The organism is Marivirga aurantiaca (assembly GCF_016679925.1).
GTDB lineage: Bacteria > Bacteroidota > Bacteroidia > Cytophagales > Cyclobacteriaceae > Marivirga > Marivirga aurantiaca.
Genome location: NZ_JAEQBW010000001.1, coordinates 157,078 through 173,311, shown reverse-complemented (window position 1 = coordinate 173,311; position 16,234 = coordinate 157,078). Strand labels below are relative to the sequence as shown.

Below are 16,234 nucleotides of genomic sequence, written 5' to 3'. Positions count from 1 at the left end.
CTCCTCTGAGAGCATTTGTGAGACACAAACGCTGGCGTAGAAAGTGTTAATGAGTGCAATCTGATAGCTTTGCCATTAAACCATCCAAATGCTTGATAAGGCATTATTAGATTATCTCAAGAGTTGATATTTGCTCCAAAAAAATAAAAGGATGCCCGTTCAGCATCCTTTTTTATTATACTGAAATAGAACAATATAAAAAGGTTTATAGAATTAAGTTTAAAATTAAAACTGTGCTTCTTCAGTTGATCCTTTTAAGGCCTGAGTAGAAGATTTCCCTTGCGTACAGGCGCTCTGCACTGCATCAAAATAAGCAGTTCCCACAAATGCCTGGTGCTTCACTGCTTTAAATCCTTTTGACTGTAAAGCAAATTCTCTTTGCTGCAATTCAGAATATCCGGCCATGCCTCTTTCTTTGTAAGCAGTAGCCAATTCGAACATAGCAGTATTTAATGCGTGGAATCCGGCCAAAGTAATGAACTGGAATTTGTAGCCCATTTCAGCCAACCTTTCACGGTATTCCAACATTTCATTTTCTGTCAGTTTAGCTGCCCAGTTAAATGACGGTGAACAGTTGTAGGCCAACATCTTATTAGGATATTTTTCTTTGATGGCCTGGGCAAATTCCCTTGCTTCTCCCAAATCCGGATGGGAAGTTTCACACCATACTAAATCGGCATAAGGCGCATAAGACAACCCTCTGCTAATGGCCTGCTCCAATCCATTCTTCACTGAATAAAAACCTTCAGAAGAACGACCGCCCTGAATGAATGGATGATCTCTTTCGTCCACATCACTGGTGATTAAGTTGGCCGCATCGGCATCAGTTCTTGCTACGATAATAGTGGGTACGCCCATTACATCAGTAGCCAGACGGGCCGACACTAATTTATTAATAGCTTCCTGGGTAGGTACTAACACTTTACCTCCAAGGTGTCCGCATTTTTTAGCTGATGATAGTTGATCTTCAAAATGCACGCCCGCAGCACCAGCTTCGATCATTCCTTTCATCAATTCAAAGGCATTTAAATTTCCGCCAAATCCTGCTTCGGCATCGGCTACAATGGGAGCCATCCAATGTACCTCGCCTTCTCCTGTTACAGATTGGATTTGATCGGCACGCAAAAGTGCATTATTAATTCTTTTTACCACGCTTGGCACACTATCAGCCGGGTATAAGCTTTGGTCAGGGTACATTTGTCCGGAAAGGTTGGCATCTGCAGCTACCTGCCATCCGCTTAAATAAATAGCTTTCAGGCCGGCCTGTACTTCCTGAATGGCCTGGTTACCAGTTAAGGCACCTAGTCCGGCTACGTAATCTTCGGTTTGTAATAAATCCCAAAGCCTTTCAGCTCCTTGTCTTGCCAGACTATATTCTATTTTTACGGAACCTGATAATTTCACCACCTCCTCAGCGGAATAGGCTCTTTCTACATCATTCCATCTTGGGTTGGTTGTCCAGTCTGTGATTAATTCGTTTATTCTATCTTGCTTGTTCATGATAATTTATTTTAAGTTTAAATCCAGCCCCAGCCCCCTTTAATCCCCCAAAGGATGGAGACGCTGGAACAATTGTTTTTATTTATTTTAGATTGATTAGCCATCCATTCCCCCTTTGGGGGATATAAGGGGCTCTATAAAAAAGGATAAGCTTTTAGTGTCAGGAAGTCTTCGAACTCCTCACTGACTACCAAATCTTCCAGAAGGATAGCTGCCAGATCAATTTTAGCAGTATCCACTCTTTTCTCACCTAAGTATTCTTTGACAGCTGCTAATTCTTCATTCAGCAATCTTAAAAAGAGTGCCTTATTCAGAATGCAGCCATTTTTAAATTCCACATTATGGTGGTACCACTGCCATAATTGTGCACGGCTAATTTCCGCAGTGGCGGCATCTTCCATCAGGTTATACAAGGCCGCTGCACCTGTTCCCTGAAGCCAGGACTCTATGTATAAAAGTGCCACATTGATATTCATCCTCACTCCTTTTTCGGTTACCAATCCGTACAAAATATCAGGATCAGTCAGCTCTTCGGCTGTTACAGTAAAATCTTCTCTAAGGATATGTTTCTGATCTGAACGCCCCTCCAGGTAAGGATTAAACACTTCCAATACCGGAGGAATTAGGCCGGGATGCGCTACCCAGGTACCATCATAGCCTGCTTCGGCTTCCAGTGTTTTATCTTTTTTCACCTTCTCAAAAGCCTTTTGATTGGCCATTTCATCTTTAGAAGGAATAAAAGCTGACATCCCTCCTATGGCATGTGCCCCTCTTTTATGACAGGTTTTTACCAGCAAATTGGCATAGGCTTTCATAAAAGGTACCGACATGGTGATGGCACTTCTATCGGGCAAAATGAATTCAGGATCATTTCTGAAAACCTTAATGGCACTGAAAATATAATCCCATCTGCCGGCATTTAGCCCCGCCATGTGGTCTTTCAGCTCATAAATGATTTCTTCCATTTCGAAAGCCGCTGTAATGGTTTCTATTAAAACAGTGGCTTTAATAGTACCATGGGGTACTCCCAACTCTTCCTGTGCAAAAGTGAATACATCATTCCAAAGCCTGGCTTCTTCATGGCTTTCCAGCTTGGGCAGGTAAAAATAAGGCCCGCTTCCATTTCGGAGAAGCTCCTGCGCATTGTGATAGAAATACAAGCCGAAATCAAATAAAGATGCGGATATTGGCCGATCATTCACCAGGAAATGCTTCTCAGGCAAATGCCAACCTCGCGGCCGCACTTTTAATACTGCTCTGTCTTCTTTCAGTTGATAGGATTTGCCATTGGGTGCCGTAAAATCAATTTGATTCCTGATGGCATCGTATAGATTTTGCTGACCGTCCAGGATGTTTTGCCAGATGGGACTTGTGGCATCTTCAAAGTCTGCCATGAACACTTTGGCATCGGAATTCAGGGCATTGATGATCATTTTCCTATCAACCGGCCCTGTAATTTCCACTCTTCTATCCTGAAGATCCTGCGGGATTGGCGCCACCGACCATTCTTTATATTCTCTGACACGCCTGGTGGATTCCAGGAAATCCAATTTTTCCCCGGCTGCAATTCTTTCATATTTTTCTTTTCGTAAAGCCAAAAGCTTTTCCCTTTGACTATTGAATTGTTCATCTAATTTAAAGAGGAAAGCTTTGGCCGCATCAGTCAATAAAGGATGCTCGCTTATCATTTCCACGTTTTCTTTCATTGTTGCTTTCGATTCCATTTGCTTTATTTTTTAGTTGATTGATATTTCAAATGTAGAAAAGCGAAAAATATAAAACAAGCGAATATTCGCTATACAAATTTATTCGCTATATTAGCGAATGGTTTAAATAAGCACCTGAGAAAGAAATGCTTTGGAAAAAAAATTGAAATTATTTTTTTCGCTTTTGGAATGAAGGGAGAGGTTGATAAATTTTGACGAAAAAGAGGATGGGTAAGTTGAATATGTCAAATTCAATAATAACTCATTAGTGGAGCGTGAGACACGCTCCACGGCTAGTGGGTTACCCTGTAGCCAAGGTTCGTGTCTCACGAACCTGATTGTGCTACTGGTTATAAATAAACATAAAACAGAAAAAAAAATGTCTGTATCAGAAGATAATGTAAGGCTCATTTTTGGATTAAAAGTGAGGCAATTAAGGCAGGAAAGAAAGATGTCCTTTGCGCAGCTGGCGCAAGCCACTGGCCTCTCCCCTTCCTACCTGAATGAAATTGAGAAAGGAAAGAAATACCCCAAAGCGGAAAAAATAGGCATACTGGCTGAAGCTTTGGAGGTACAATATGATTGGCTTATTTCCCTGCAGTTGAGTAAAAACCTGGCTCCTGTAAGTGAGCTCTTGAAATCTAACCTCTTAACCGAGCTACCTTTAGAGCTTTTTGGCCTGGAACCGGCTACTTTGCTGGAATTACTGTCCAATGCACCAGATAAACTGGGTGCATTTCTCAGTACCATCATTGAAATAAGCAGAAACTATGGCATGCGGGTAGAAAACCTTTATTTCAATATGCTCCGCTCCTATCAGGAAATGTACGACAACTACTTCCCGGAGCTGGAAAAATCCGTTGAGGCTTTTCGGGCTGAGTTTCTGGAGTCAGCAGACTTCCCCTATGAGCTGGAAACACTGGAAAGGATATTAACTGATCAATTTCACTACCGCATTACTGATGAAGTGCTCCAGCATCAAAAAGAGTTAAGTGAATTGCGTTCTGTTTTTCTAGCTGGTAAACAACCGCAACTATTGATGAACGGAAATCTTAATAAAGGACAAAAAGCTTTTGTTCTGGGTCAGGAGATAGCCTATTCTTATTTAAAACTAAAACCAAGGCCTAAAACTACTGCCTGGCTGGATGTCGATTCTTTTGAAGAGGTGCTCAATAATTACAAAGCTTCTTATTTTTCCTGTGCACTGGCTATACCGAAGCAACGGATTACACCAGCTTTAGCCACATTTTTGAAACAAGAGAAATTTGATGCTCAATTGCTGTTAAATCTCCTGGAAGAATATAAGTGTTCACCGGAAAACCTGTTTCACAGACTGACCAATTTATTACCAAAGGAATTTGGCATCAGGGAGCTGTTCTTTTTACGTTTTAATGCGGTGGCTGATAACCATTATAAGCTGACCAAGGAGATGCATTTATCGGGACTTCATAACCCGCATGGTACTGCCCAGGACCAGCATTATTGCAGGCGTTGGATATCCATTGATATTTTGAATGACATCAAAGAAATGCAGGAAAAAGGCGAGGGACAGATTTTGTGCAAAGCCCAGCGGAGTAAGTATGTGGATTCCGACAATGAGTACCTGATCATGACTTTTGCCAAGCCTGCCTCCAAAAGCTCTACTGATCGCAGCAGCGTTTCCATTGGCTTGCTTATTAGCCCGGCCTTAAAAAGACGGGTAAAATTCTGGAATGATCCTGCCATCCCTATCCGTTTGGTGAATGAAACCTGTGAGCTGTGCTCCCTTCGCGATTGCGCTGAAAGAGCCGCCCCCGCCACAGTTTATGAAGCCAGACAAAAAGAGCAGACAATGAAAAAGGCTTTGAAGCTGTTGCAGGGGGAGTGAGGAGATTGGTTTGCATTTTAAATAAGATTGTGTCACATCAAACAGATTTTTTTAAACTCTATTATTAACGCTCTTTCACTTCAGGAAATGGCACATCATAGAATCCATATGATTTTACAGCAATACCTCTTATAGTGGCAGGTTTCCAGGGATGTAATTTTTTCACAAAATCAACTGCTTTCTTTTGGCAATCTTTATCAATTTCACGCTCTATTGCTACTTCACTAAGTTGACCTTTTTCATCAATTTCATATTTCGCATAAACGTTATCTGGCACATAATTCCAGGTGCTTAATCCTGCAGAATCAGATTTCGGATAATCTGAATTTGTTACACAATTTGATAGTAATTCTTTCTTCAATTTAGAAATTTCAAGATAATCCATTAACAGCTTTTCTCTTTCTTCAGTAAAAAAGAATGATTCCCCTTTCCAAATAACATTATATAAGCGATCAGCACTCATTGTAGTAATCAGCTCAATTTCCCCTGCCAATTTATCAAGTTTGCGAATAGCTTCTTTACCAAATGTTGAATTGACATTCGCGGTTCCTGAACAATCCCCTGTTGTTAGTGAAGTTTCATTTAACCAAGGAGCATATTCTGTAAAAATGAGGTAAACAGAATCCTGATCAAAACTTATTCCGCATGATCCGCTATCAGGATCGTGTACTACTATTTCCGTTGGAAACACTTGACCTTTATATATCTTTTCCACCTGAAAAATTGTGCGGTGATATAAGAAGTTATAATCACTTTCTTTTTGCCAACATGGCTCTACGCGAATTACTTTGCCTACAAATATTTCGGGGGAACGTTTAATCCTTTCTTCCAATGTACCTAAAGCGCAAGAACAAGCCATAGATTGGTAAGCTGAGAGAAGTAGTAAAAGGCTTATGATGAGTTTGAGTTTCATTTATGTTTTTTCTAAATGAATTATTCTGAGTGTTTTATAATGATATAACTTTTTCAATGGGCAAGCTACCAGTGAGACGGCAATGAACACCCACACTACCATCCAATAAGGTCATTATAACAGAAATATGACAACTTCACTTTTCAGTAAACCGCTTGATAGTAGCCAATGTTGCTATTATTATCTATTTTAATTCGTATAATTCATTATCAAAGTCAGCCATTAAGAATATTTTATCAAAGCTGCTCTTAAAATCTAAATTTCCGACTGGTTTTTTAATATCAAACGAGTATTCTGCTGTTCCACCAGTAACTAGAAGTAGCCATTGTTCTAATCCAGTGTTTTTTCTATAAGATTCAACTTTACCTTCCTTCTTAACAATGAAATCTCTGAGAGTCTCCGAATCTAGACTCTTTACCCAATATCCACCAAAATTAACGCTTAGACTTTTCTGAGAATGTGGCATTTTTCTTATTCTTCTAATTAAAGGGTTTTCCAAAAAGTTGTCGCTTAGTATAAATTCAGTAACAATTTCTTTGACAAGCTGAATCAATGCTGTTTTATCAGAACTTTTAAATGAAAGGTTATTTTTCAAATAACAATTTGCCAAAAAATTCGGTAATAAGCTATCGCCTTGTAAATCCCTTTCAGCAATGTTAAATATATTTTCATAAAATCCTTGTTTCTTTTTTGTTTTCACATCTAAAACAGTTTGGTGCTCAATGCCAATTCTTTTTATCCCATCTGATATTATAAAATCAGGTCTTTCTCTAACTTCTTCAATTGAATATTTCGGGAAATAAGTCACAAGGATTTTACCTAGTTGACATATTTCTAATTGCTTTTGATGGTCTGACTGGTTATAGCTATCCAAATTTTTCATATGTTTCCTGATAGTTCTCTCCATTTCCTGTCTGATGATCTCTAAGTTGAGGTCAGGTAAATTTAGCTTTTTCATATTACTTTCAACATTTTTATAAGTGACATAATGTTGTTATTATCCCTTATCTTTTTTTCCTATACTCGCTAAAAACTATTCGAACGTGCTTGTATCTCTTCCGTGAACTATTCTATCAAAAATTTTCAAGCATAAGTTTGGTTGAATAAAGGTGAATGGCTAACCTAATGTGATTTTTTAATCTCCACTCCTACAATTTCATTTGTTTTAGTCATCTGAAGGAATTAAAAATGCGATTCCAAATTCGAGAATAGTGACGCCAATTAATATACCAAACATGCTCAAAAACTGAACAAAAACAGTTCTCTTAAATGTTGGATCGTCCCTTTTAAATAGATTCCTCAAGATTCGAGCTACAAAATAAATTATGGTTGCTGCTTTTATAAGGGTAAGAATTATAAAAATTACTGATTTCATTTATTTAATTTTAACCAACCACCACTCCTTTGGATAATGGATATAGTTGAGGTGCCTATCTCTCTTCAGACATCAATCGAAATTGTAACCTTTCCCCCAAGCCCTTTTTCCACAATGTCAAATAGGGTTTTTAATGTTAAATTACTTCCATTATTCTCCACCCGTGAAATATAAGTCCTCTTTTTATCAACAAGCGTAGCCAGTTGCTCTTGGGTCAAATGCTTCTCTTCCCTGGCCTTCTTCAGCAATAGCCCTATCTTGAATGACCCAAAGTCCCTTTCAAGTTCATCCCTTCGTGATGTGCCTTTTTTCCCGTACACATCATCCTTTATATCTTTCCAACTTTTCGTGTTCATGACTTTCCTATCAATTCAAATGTAATTTTTAAGTTACTAAAGTCAAAATTTCAGCAGTCAGTTTTAATGGGAATGGTTCACCGATCTGCACCTCAGCATGTTCTAGCAAATACTTTTAAAGCTCTTCAAGTATTCTGCAAATTTACCGCACCTTAATGAACATCAATCCCATTAAAGTAAATTTCAGAAATAACCGTATCAGAATATTTAGCACCTTCATATACTTCAAGAATTTCAAATCTCAAACTCCAGTCTTTTTCCAATTTTAAAACCTCCATATCAGTTCGGTTTGCATAACCAAAAGCCTGGTCTAACTTAAAAGTTTGCTCAGCCACTTTATCTTCCAGGTTCAAAATAGCATAAGGCTTGTTGTTATAATATAGTTGAAGTTTTTTTACTCTTGAATTAGCTTGCCATACAGCCTTACTTTTCACATAACCATTGATAATAATCACTTCCGTTATTCTTGGTGATGTCGCTGAAAAAGAATACTCTAGATACTCACCAATCCCATGTCCAGGGACTCCTTCAACCCAGGCAGTTTCATAGCTAAAGTCATGGGCATTTTGTCCTTTATAAGTGATATTTCCTGATGGTTCTAAAGAGCTAGAGGATTTAATATCTTTAACACCACCACCACAGTACCAACTGCAACCATCACCTAATATATCCCACATGTCTCTATAAATTTCTCCATATTTTAGGACATATTTTTCTTGTTCTTCAGTCATATCATCCCACTTCAATTCTCCACTGCTGATTGCCTTTAATGCCTGATCTCTAATTTGCCATTCCTTTTGCGCCTGCGGGCCAAAATCCAAATCATAAATATTTGTCGGTTCAAGAGATAATATTTCTTGTGCACTAAGATTGAAGCTGGCTGCTACTAATATTATAGTGGTTAATATTTTCATTTTTTAATTGTTAATATAATGTGGATCAAGGTTTTGAATATTTTTCAACGCTTACCAGCCGTTGTGATTTTTTGGTGTTAGGGCTGCCTAATTATACTTCTTAATACTCTCCCTACTCTCCAAAAACCTTACAATCCTGCTTGTTCTTAATAATTCTACAGTTTTCTTTATGAGCAAAAGTTTGATTTTTTAAATCAAGTATGAAATACTTTCTCCAATCTCCTTTTTCATAAAAAGGAGAGTCTGTGTAAAACCTTAAAAAAGAACCTTCAAATTTATCGAATTTTATCACCTCTGCAGCCGACAGAATAACATTATTTTTGTTTAATATTCTGCTAAGCGTAGCTTCTGATAGGTCATATTTGAATGAATGACAAAAACCTAAATATGAGGTTATGAGTATTAAATAAGGGTTATCTAAAGCTGAAATTCTAAAGGCAAGTTGAATATTTTCTTCACTAATTTTCCCATGTTCATTTACAACAGAATCCGTGGTTTGTTCAAAGGCAACAAAACTGTTACTGCTCGTTTGTTTGAGAATAGCTGCATCTGATTTATTTATTCTATTCTGTTTTTTCAGGATATTCATCATGTCCCTATATTCAAGCCATTCGTCTTCCTTTAATATTTCAAATCCATTTTGACTCTGCTTAATTTGTGAAAATCCTTCTATTGTAAAAAAGAGAATTATTGGAATTAATAGTTGAAATTTCTTCATTATTCTTTTTCCTTCTAACGCTTAGACTATGATGAGGGGACTATGCCAAAGGCATCCCAATAGAGGAAACCACTGCCTCTCCTAACTATTCAAAGATACATATATTTTAATTTACAAAGGTGGTGGGTTTTTGAAGTGTTATTAATTCGAAACCTATGCATTCATAAATGCTATTGCGGAGCGTCCCTTGTTCCACAGTTGATCAAATACCTCACCAAAGCACCAAGCCAGATATTTAAGTAATATCCATGATACTCAAAATTAGTGCGTGGATCACCTGATTTTGGCGTGTTTTCGCCTTTCTTATTGGAGGTATGTGGGTCGTTAAAAGCCATTATTGCTAACTATTGTGTGATGAATTATTACAAATTAATTCTTTTTTGTCCACTTTAGATAAGACCTACATATAAAACACATTGAACTTATGACCATCCGGGTCGGCAAAAACAAAACCATAATAGCCTTTCCCAAATTCCTCTGCCTCGGAAACAATTGTTCCGCCTGCATTCTTCACCTCATTCTCCAATTGGTCAACCTCCTCTTTACTGCCAGCTGAAAGGGTGAACAGAATTTCATTTCCATATTTCAGGTCTGCTATTTCTCCTTTCATACTGGATTGGAGTATCTCTTTCAAAAAGAAATGAATCACAAATTCATCCTCACCAACAAAGAAGCTTGTTAGTTCTTCAGATGCTCCGTTAGATTTAAATCCTAATTCGGTATAGAATTTAGTAGTGCGTTCTAAATCCTCTACACCCAGGTTTGCCCATATTTTCTTAGTCCTCATAATTTTTAACTTTCATTAATACCTTTTATTACCCATACTATTTGGCAATGTCGTTAAGTTAAGACAAACTTCCTTCTCCCTTTGGAGAAGGATAAAAGGTTGAGGTTTTAGTTTAAAGCTTAACTTAACGACATTAGCTATATTGGTTGAATTGCAGGTCTAGCGACCATGAAATTCATTTTGATGCTCAAAATTAATAAGAAAACAGCATACTGCCGGAGGGTACAAACGACATTTGTTAGGGGTGTTTGCGGCAAATTTGAATGTAAGTGTAATGAGACTACAGCATGCACAACGTTTTATGAATATGGCTTGAGGGTTTTAAAGCATTTCCTTGTCCATTTGCCCCAAACCATAAATACTTTTCAATTGAATTGTAGTGGTCTTATTTCCCCCGTAAGAATACAGTTTCCGAACCGCTGAGGATTTGTGAAGCTTGGCTAAAATCATTACATTCAAACCTCCAAAACTGGTAGTTTTTAAGGCCTTTGAGTGCAAAAAGAAGATCATGAAAAGAGCATAGATATTCCCCTTAATTTGGAGTGACCGTTGAATATAAACTTATACAAATGAAATTTGCCTATACTATATTATATGTGGAAGATGTTGTCAAAACCATCGAATTCTACGAAAAAGCCTTTGGCTTCCAACGAAAATTCATCATCCCTGAAAAAGACTATGGAGAATTAATTTCGGGCGAAACAACTATTGCTTTTGCCTCCACCGCATTAGGAGAATCTAATTTCCGGAATGGGTTTGAAAAAAGCAGTAAGTCATCAAAACCATTTGGAGTGGAATTGGTATTCACCACTGAAAATATTGAGGTCGATTTTCAAAAAGCTATAAATGCAGGCGCTCATGAATATGAAAGTTTAAAAGAGAAACCCTGGGGACAAACTGTAGGTTATGTAAGGGACATGAATGGCTTCCTGATTGAAATATGTACCCCAATTAAGGCAGAATAGAGGTAAAACCCGTATGTGATAAGAGCAACTTAAGAAATCTTAAAATTGCTAAATGCTCAAAAAATGAATATTGAAGATTTTAGAACTTATTGCCTGGCCAAGCCGGGGACAACTGAATCTATTCCTTTTTCAAAACTACCGGATACTTTGGTATTTAAGGTGAAAAATAAAATGTTTAGCGCTACCAATATCAATACATTTGCCAGTATTAGTCTCAAATGTGACCCAAATACTATTGAAGAACTAAGGGCTCAATACCCCGCTATGAAAGACCCCTCCTATTTCAGTAAAAAACATTGGTGTAAAGTTATAATGGATGGTTCAATTCCTGACCACATTCTTCATGAATGGATTGACCTTTCATATAATTTAGTGTTAGCTAAACTCCCCAAAAAAGATCGTGAAGAAATTAAAAGCTAAGCAGTTTCCCCATGAATAAAAAAGTAATCATTGCCTCAAAAAACCCGGTTAAAATAAATGCTGTTAAAAATGGTTTTGAAAAAATGTTTCCCTCAGAGCATTTTGAGTTTGTAGGCATCTCAGTTCCTTCCGGAGTACGTGATCAACCAAGGGATAATCAGGAAACCAAAAGAGGTGCTTTTAACAGATCGGTTAATGCAAAAAAGCAAGTTCATGATGCCCACTTCTGGGTGGGGATAGAAGGAGGCATAGACAAAATTGAAAACGAAATGGAAGCTTTTGCCTGGGTTGTGATTCAATCCGAAGAAATGTACGGCAAGGCAAAGACAGGCACTTTATATCTCCCTCAAGCAGTTGTAGCACTAATTAATGAAGGAAAAGAATTGGGAGAGGCGGATGACCTAGTTTTCGGGCATACCAATTCCAAACAGAAAAATGGTGCTGTAGGAATATTGACCGGAAACATCATCGACAGAACAAGCTATTATACCCATGCAGTAATCATGGCTTTAATACCTTTCAAAAATGCAGATTTATATAAGTTGGATCAGGGGTAGTAAAAGATTCCCCTAAAGACATTTCATTACTTACAAAAATTAGTGAATCAGAAAACCCTCAAAAGACGGCAATTATATTTCAACTTTGAAGTATACTGTTGGCCATTTCTCTTATCCTAATATATTCCTTAGCTAAAGCTGGTGATACATCATCAGTCCAATTGATTCCCTCTTTTTTATTTTCCTTAAGCAAAGATTGGATAAGGTGCTTATCGTTATTTTGAATAGCTAAATGCATGCCATTAATCCAGTTCTCTGCCCATACATGTTTGTTCTTTTTTTGGCCCATGATTACTCTTCTAATTATTCATCATTGGATTCTGTAGCTGAACAATTAAGCGTAGAGGCCCCCTTTACACAACAGACTCAGTGTTTTTCCACTATTAAGCTTAATTTATTTTATCTTTGTTCAATATTTCAATCCATAAACTCAAATATACAAACTAGTTTGTATTCAAGCAAAAGAATATGAAAGAAAATTCAAACTTCTTTGAAAGATTAATGGTATTCTCTGATAGTCAGGGATTTAAAAATATCAATGAATTTGCTGAATTCCTCGGTTACAGTAGTGCAGAAAAGCTTTATAGGCTCAAAAGATCCCCTAGTGCCAAACCAAGTTTCGACATCATTCATGATATCTCAAACAAGTTTGAAATTTTAGATTTAAGATGGCTGATCACGGGCAACACTTACAACAGCCCGGACTCACCTCCGGAGTCTCGTCAAATGAACGAACCTACAGATACGTATGCATCCAGTAAGGCTGGCAACATTGCAATGGTCCCCATTGAAGCTAGAACGGATTATATTAGAAACAATGGAAATCCAGATTACATCAGTAAATTAACTATTTCTCAAATCGCCAAATTAAAAAATGGTGTTTTCCGGGCGTTTGAAGTAGAAGGCAATAGCATGGCACCCACCCTCACCCACGGAGATACAGTGTTTGCTGAATGGGTTGAAAAATTTGAGAACGTATCCAATGATCATGTATATGTGATTGTTACCAAAACTTACGGAATCATTATTAAAAGAATTTTTAATAAAATTGAACAATCCGGTATTCTAGTTGCCAGATCAGACAACTCCACCAAACAGGATTACCCAAACATCAACATCCCAACAACTGATATCTTGGAACTCTGGCATGCTAAAATGTATTTGAGTTCAGATTTCGGCACACAACATAGCATCTGGAACCGTATTAATGAACTTGAAGAATCCATTAGAAGCTTAAAAGGCCATAAGGAATTTTAAAGTTAGAGTAGTAACAATTGTTACTTTTCAATTCCATCCCTTTCCCTACTTTTGTGTAAAATTTAATTATAAAGGTCAATGGCAGAAATTTTAGGATTTGTAGGAGCAGCAATTATTGGAATCTCTTTAGGACTCATTGGAGGTGGTGGTTCTATTCTTACTGTTCCGGTACTTGTCTATATTTTAGGAATCGACCCCGTAATGGCTACTGCCTATTCTCTCTTTATAGTTGGCTTCAGCTCACTGATAGGAGGCGTCAGCTATGCTAGAAAAGGATTGGTAAGCTATAAAACAGGTATTGTTTTTGCCATACCGGCATTCACAGCAGTCTATTTAACAAGACTTCTTTTAATCCCTGCTTTGCCGGAGATTTGGTTCGAGATAAATACCCTGGAAATTACCAAATCAATTGGTATTATGCTGATTTTCGCTATTTTAATGATTCTGGCTTCTTATTCAATGATACGAAAGCAAAAACTAAAAGAAGTAGAAGAAAAAGCAAATGTTTCACCTCGTTTTAATTATCCACTTATTCTTGTAGAAGGTATAATTGTGGGTGTTTTAACAGGCCTGGTGGGCGCAGGCGGTGGTTTCCTAATTATTCCTGCACTGGTAGTATTTGCCAAACTACCAATGAAAATGGCCGTAGGGACTTCTCTCTTAATTATTGCTGCAAAATCTTTACTGGGTTTTATTGGCGATATCCAGGCTGGCGGATTGATAGACTGGCAGTTCCTGCTCATATTCTCAACAGTGGCTGGAATGGGTATTTTCATAGGAACTTTTCTCTCAACCCTTATAGATGGAGCACGCTTAAAAAAAGCTTTTGGCTGGTTTGTATTGGTAATGGGATCCTTCGTTATATACAAAGAATTATTCATATAAGCTTCATTGCCCATCTTCAGTCCTTTTTTGGCAAGAATTTACCCCCTAAAATCAAGTGGGCGGAACAATTCAATTCTTCGAAGAGTAAAATTTTATTCTGTAGATAATAACTATTTCCCGGCCTTTCAGTTTTTAAGTTCATCATCAATTACGTAATATTACGGAATGTTTACAGGCATTATTGAAACATTAGGGAAAGTAAAATCCATTCAGAAAGATAGGGGAAATATTATCTTCACTATCAAAAGTGATATTTCCAATGAATTAAAAATTGACCAAAGTATTTCCCATAATGGTGTTTGCCTTACCGTGACTGAATTACATCCTGATGCGCATACTGTAGTGGCCATCAATGAAACTTTACAGAAGTCCAACTTAGGAAGTTTAAAGGAAGGAGATGATGTAAACCTGGAGCGTTGTATGATTATGAATGGCCGTCTTGATGGTCATATTGTGCAGGGCCATGTAGATGCGAAAGCCAAATGCCTGAAAGTGGAAGAAACCGGGGGCAGCTGGTTATTCGATTTCGAATATGACAGCAAGGAAAATGTTTTGGTAGAGAAAGGATCAATTTGTATTAATGGGGTAAGCCTTACTTGCTTCAATGTTACGGATGATCGTTTCAGTGTTGCCATCATTCCATACACATTTATGCATACAAACTTTAAAAAAATCGAAAAATATGATGAAGTGAACTTAGAATTCGATATAATTGGGAAATATGTACATAAACTTATCAGCAGAAACTAATAATTGACCTTTATTATGGCCGGAGAATTAAATTGCATGGTGGTGGATGATGATCCGATTTTCAGACAATACATCAGCAAACAGATAAAAGAGACATCAGGTTTAAAGCTTGTGGTTGAAGCAGATAGCGCTCCAAAAGCAATAGACCTGTTAGAAGAACACGAAGTTGACATTATTTTTCTGGACGTTCAAATGCCCGAAATGTCAGGTATTGAATTGGTGGCCAGGCTGAATAATGGTTACGAGGTAATTTTAGTAACAGCCAATGATAGCTATGCCGTTGATGCTTTCGATCAGAAAGTAACGGATTATTTGATAAAGCCATTCGAGTATGACAGGTTTAGCCAGGCAATCAACAAAGCCAGAATAAATATTGAGGCCTTCCGCAAGAAGAAAAACCTCATAGAACATATATTTATTAAGAGTGATGGAAAGATCATCCATTTAAGACTTACAGATATTTTATTTGTAGAGGCTTTGGCAGATTATGTTGTAATTAATACAGAAGCCAAAAAATACATTGTGCATCACACCATGAAAGGCGTTGAGAAGAAATTACCTGATCACAGATTTGTCAGGGTACACCGCTCTTTTATTGTGAACCTGGAGAAAATAGATTTCATTGAGGATTTGAGTGTTCACATTAAAGTGAAATCCATCCCAATTGGGGCTTCCTATAAAGATGTGTTATACAAAACGATGAATTTTCTCTAGATCAGTAGGGAAGAACCTCTTATACAAATGATAAACAATTAGTGCGGAGATCCATCCCAGAATAGCTCCCATAATTATATCGCCCGGATAATGAACCCCGGCATATATTCTGGAATAGGAAACTACGATGGCCCACACTATCATGATTTTCGCATACATATTTCTATACACTAACCAAAGGAATATAGCCAGGGCAAAGGTATTGGAAGCATGACTGGAGGCAAAACCGTACTTGCCTCCACATCCTTTTATCATGTGGATCATATCCTGCAAAGCCGGTTCGTGGCAAGGTCTTAACCTTTCGAAAAAGGGTTTAAAAAAGCCTGAAGCAGATTGATCTGCCAATGTAATCAGCAAAGCAAAGCCAAGTAATAAATACACGCTGCGCCATTTAAGTTGCCGAACTATAATAAATATTATTAAAGCATATAATGGGAACCAGATATTCCTGCCCGTTATAGACAGCATTACAGGATCCAGCCAATCAACATGCAGGCTATTCAACCATAAAAACAATTGCTGATCCCATTCAATCAATTTATCTAACATA

19 protein-coding genes are annotated in these 16,234 nt (G+C 37.5%); 8 read left to right on the top strand and 11 right to left on the bottom strand.

Features of this window, described 5'->3' with window-relative positions; all coding sequences use genetic code 11:
* Positions 1-225: 225 nt before the first annotated feature.
* Complete coding sequence (gene aceA / locus JKA74_RS00695; RefSeq protein ID WP_201429229.1) at positions 226-1,500, bottom strand: isocitrate lyase; 1,275 nt, start codon at positions 1,498-1,500, stop codon at positions 226-228.
* A 134-nt stretch (positions 1,501-1,634) separates the two neighbouring features.
* Positions 1,635-3,224 (bottom strand): malate synthase A, encoded by a 1,590-nt coding sequence (gene aceB / locus JKA74_RS00690; protein WP_201429228.1) that lies wholly within the window; start codon positions 3,222-3,224, stop codon positions 1,635-1,637.
* Between the two features lie 361 nt (positions 3,225-3,585).
* Between aceB and JKA74_RS00685 the strand changes: the two genes are divergently transcribed.
* Positions 3,586-5,073 carry a helix-turn-helix domain-containing protein gene (locus tag JKA74_RS00685; protein WP_201429227.1) on the top strand — a complete coding sequence of 496 codons (1,488 nt, stop codon included), beginning with the start codon at positions 3,586-3,588 and terminating at the stop codon, positions 5,071-5,073.
* 64 nt (positions 5,074-5,137) lie between these two features.
* Here the strand turns inward: JKA74_RS00685 and JKA74_RS00680 are convergent, their stop codons facing one another.
* From JKA74_RS00680 to JKA74_RS00650, 7 genes are all read right to left on the bottom strand, one after another.
* A complete protein-coding gene (locus tag JKA74_RS00680; RefSeq protein WP_201429226.1) occupies positions 5,138-5,986 on the bottom strand; it encodes a hypothetical protein in 849 nt (282 codons plus the stop codon).
* Between the two features lie 184 nt (positions 5,987-6,170).
* Complete coding sequence (locus tag JKA74_RS00675) at positions 6,171-6,944, bottom strand: hypothetical protein (RefSeq protein ID WP_201429225.1); 774 nt, start codon at positions 6,942-6,944, stop codon at positions 6,171-6,173.
* A gap of 482 nt (positions 6,945-7,426) precedes the next feature.
* Positions 7,427-7,717, bottom strand: coding sequence for a helix-turn-helix domain-containing protein (locus JKA74_RS00670; RefSeq protein WP_201429224.1), 291 nt, complete (start codon positions 7,715-7,717; stop codon positions 7,427-7,429).
* Positions 7,718-7,869: 152 nt separating this feature from the next.
* The gene (locus JKA74_RS00665) at positions 7,870-8,631 is read right to left on the bottom strand and encodes an NADase-type glycan-binding domain-containing protein (protein WP_201429223.1); all 762 of its coding nucleotides are present in this window, start codon (positions 8,629-8,631) and stop codon (positions 7,870-7,872) included.
* Between the two features lie 112 nt (positions 8,632-8,743).
* Positions 8,744-9,349: a hypothetical protein gene (locus tag JKA74_RS00660; protein WP_201429222.1), complete on the bottom strand. Its 606-nt coding sequence runs from the start codon at positions 9,347-9,349 to the stop codon at positions 8,744-8,746.
* 170 nt (positions 9,350-9,519) lie between these two features.
* Positions 9,520-9,684 (bottom strand): hypothetical protein, encoded by a 165-nt coding sequence (locus JKA74_RS00655; RefSeq protein WP_201429221.1) that lies wholly within the window; start codon positions 9,682-9,684, stop codon positions 9,520-9,522.
* A 65-nt stretch (positions 9,685-9,749) separates the two neighbouring features.
* Entirely contained in the window at positions 9,750-10,136 is a 387-nt protein-coding gene (locus JKA74_RS00650; protein WP_201429220.1) for a VOC family protein, read from the bottom strand.
* A 569-nt stretch (positions 10,137-10,705) separates the two neighbouring features.
* Here JKA74_RS00650 and JKA74_RS00645 point away from each other — a divergent pair.
* The 3 genes from JKA74_RS00645 to yjjX all read left to right on the top strand — a co-directional run bounded on the left by JKA74_RS00645 (position 10,706) and on the right by yjjX (position 12,078).
* The gene (locus tag JKA74_RS00645; RefSeq protein ID WP_201429219.1) at positions 10,706-11,101 is read left to right on the top strand and encodes a VOC family protein; all 396 of its coding nucleotides are present in this window, start codon (positions 10,706-10,708) and stop codon (positions 11,099-11,101) included.
* Between the two features lie 63 nt (positions 11,102-11,164).
* Positions 11,165-11,521: an MmcQ/YjbR family DNA-binding protein gene (locus JKA74_RS00640; RefSeq protein ID WP_201429218.1), complete on the top strand. Its 357-nt coding sequence runs from the start codon at positions 11,165-11,167 to the stop codon at positions 11,519-11,521.
* Positions 11,522-11,532: 11 nt separating this feature from the next.
* Positions 11,533-12,078, top strand: a complete 546-nt coding sequence (gene yjjX, locus JKA74_RS00635; RefSeq protein ID WP_201429217.1) for an inosine/xanthosine triphosphatase — start codon at positions 11,533-11,535, stop codon at positions 12,076-12,078.
* A 79-nt stretch (positions 12,079-12,157) separates the two neighbouring features.
* Here the strand turns inward: yjjX and JKA74_RS00630 are convergent, their stop codons facing one another.
* Positions 12,158-12,367, bottom strand: coding sequence for a hypothetical protein (locus JKA74_RS00630; RefSeq protein WP_201429216.1), 210 nt, complete (start codon positions 12,365-12,367; stop codon positions 12,158-12,160).
* 179 nt (positions 12,368-12,546) lie between these two features.
* Between JKA74_RS00630 and JKA74_RS00625 the strand changes: the two genes are divergently transcribed.
* The 4 genes from JKA74_RS00625 to JKA74_RS00610 all read left to right on the top strand — a co-directional run bounded on the left by JKA74_RS00625 (position 12,547) and on the right by JKA74_RS00610 (position 15,684).
* Positions 12,547-13,335: a S24 family peptidase gene (locus JKA74_RS00625; RefSeq protein WP_201429215.1), complete on the top strand. Its 789-nt coding sequence runs from the start codon at positions 12,547-12,549 to the stop codon at positions 13,333-13,335.
* Between the two features lie 78 nt (positions 13,336-13,413).
* A complete protein-coding gene (locus tag JKA74_RS00620) occupies positions 13,414-14,220 on the top strand; it encodes a sulfite exporter TauE/SafE family protein (protein ID WP_201429214.1) in 807 nt (268 codons plus the stop codon).
* Between the two features lie 165 nt (positions 14,221-14,385).
* The gene (locus tag JKA74_RS00615) at positions 14,386-14,970 is read left to right on the top strand and encodes a riboflavin synthase (protein ID WP_201429213.1); all 585 of its coding nucleotides are present in this window, start codon (positions 14,386-14,388) and stop codon (positions 14,968-14,970) included.
* Between the two features lie 15 nt (positions 14,971-14,985).
* Positions 14,986-15,684, top strand: a complete 699-nt coding sequence (locus tag JKA74_RS00610) for a LytR/AlgR family response regulator transcription factor (protein ID WP_201429212.1) — start codon at positions 14,986-14,988, stop codon at positions 15,682-15,684.
* Here the strand turns inward: JKA74_RS00610 and JKA74_RS00605 are convergent.
* On the bottom strand, positions 15,658-16,233 hold the full coding sequence (locus tag JKA74_RS00605; RefSeq protein ID WP_201429211.1) for a phosphatase PAP2 family protein: 576 nt from the start codon (positions 16,231-16,233) through the stop codon (positions 15,658-15,660). The genes JKA74_RS00610 and JKA74_RS00605 overlap by 27 nt on opposite strands.
* Position 16,234: the final 1 nt, after the last annotated feature.

Bases quoted from the DNA above. Each gene is read 5' to 3' on its own strand.
- aceA (WP_201429229.1), bottom strand. From the start codon at position 1,500: ATGAACAAGCAAGATAGAATAAACGAATTAATCACAGACTGGACAACC.
- aceB (WP_201429228.1), bottom strand. From the start codon at position 3,224: ATGGAATCGAAAGCAACAATGAAAGAAAACGTGGAAATGATAAGCGAG.
- JKA74_RS00685 (WP_201429227.1), top strand. From the start codon at position 3,586: ATGTCTGTATCAGAAGATAATGTAAGGCTCATTTTTGGATTAAAAGTG.
- JKA74_RS00680 (WP_201429226.1), bottom strand. From the start codon at position 5,986: ATGAAACTCAAACTCATCATAAGCCTTTTACTACTTCTCTCAGCTTAC.
- JKA74_RS00675 (WP_201429225.1), bottom strand. From the start codon at position 6,944: ATGAAAAAGCTAAATTTACCTGACCTCAACTTAGAGATCATCAGACAG.
- JKA74_RS00670 (WP_201429224.1), bottom strand. From the start codon at position 7,717: ATGAACACGAAAAGTTGGAAAGATATAAAGGATGATGTGTACGGGAAA.
- JKA74_RS00665 (WP_201429223.1), bottom strand. From the start codon at position 8,631: ATGAAAATATTAACCACTATAATATTAGTAGCAGCCAGCTTCAATCTT.
- JKA74_RS00660 (WP_201429222.1), bottom strand. From the start codon at position 9,349: ATGAAGAAATTTCAACTATTAATTCCAATAATTCTCTTTTTTACAATA.
- JKA74_RS00655 (WP_201429221.1), bottom strand. From the start codon at position 9,684: ATGGCTTTTAACGACCCACATACCTCCAATAAGAAAGGCGAAAACACG.
- JKA74_RS00650 (WP_201429220.1), bottom strand. From the start codon at position 10,136: ATGAGGACTAAGAAAATATGGGCAAACCTGGGTGTAGAGGATTTAGAA.
- JKA74_RS00645 (WP_201429219.1), top strand. From the start codon at position 10,706: ATGAAATTTGCCTATACTATATTATATGTGGAAGATGTTGTCAAAACC.
- JKA74_RS00640 (WP_201429218.1), top strand. From the start codon at position 11,165: ATGAATATTGAAGATTTTAGAACTTATTGCCTGGCCAAGCCGGGGACA.
- yjjX (WP_201429217.1), top strand. From the start codon at position 11,533: ATGAATAAAAAAGTAATCATTGCCTCAAAAAACCCGGTTAAAATAAAT.
- JKA74_RS00630 (WP_201429216.1), bottom strand. From the start codon at position 12,367: ATGGGCCAAAAAAAGAACAAACATGTATGGGCAGAGAACTGGATTAAT.
- JKA74_RS00625 (WP_201429215.1), top strand. From the start codon at position 12,547: ATGAAAGAAAATTCAAACTTCTTTGAAAGATTAATGGTATTCTCTGAT.
- JKA74_RS00620 (WP_201429214.1), top strand. From the start codon at position 13,414: ATGGCAGAAATTTTAGGATTTGTAGGAGCAGCAATTATTGGAATCTCT.
- JKA74_RS00615 (WP_201429213.1), top strand. From the start codon at position 14,386: ATGTTTACAGGCATTATTGAAACATTAGGGAAAGTAAAATCCATTCAG.
- JKA74_RS00610 (WP_201429212.1), top strand. From the start codon at position 14,986: ATGGCCGGAGAATTAAATTGCATGGTGGTGGATGATGATCCGATTTTC.
- JKA74_RS00605 (WP_201429211.1), bottom strand. From the start codon at position 16,233: ATGTTAGATAAATTGATTGAATGGGATCAGCAATTGTTTTTATGGTTG.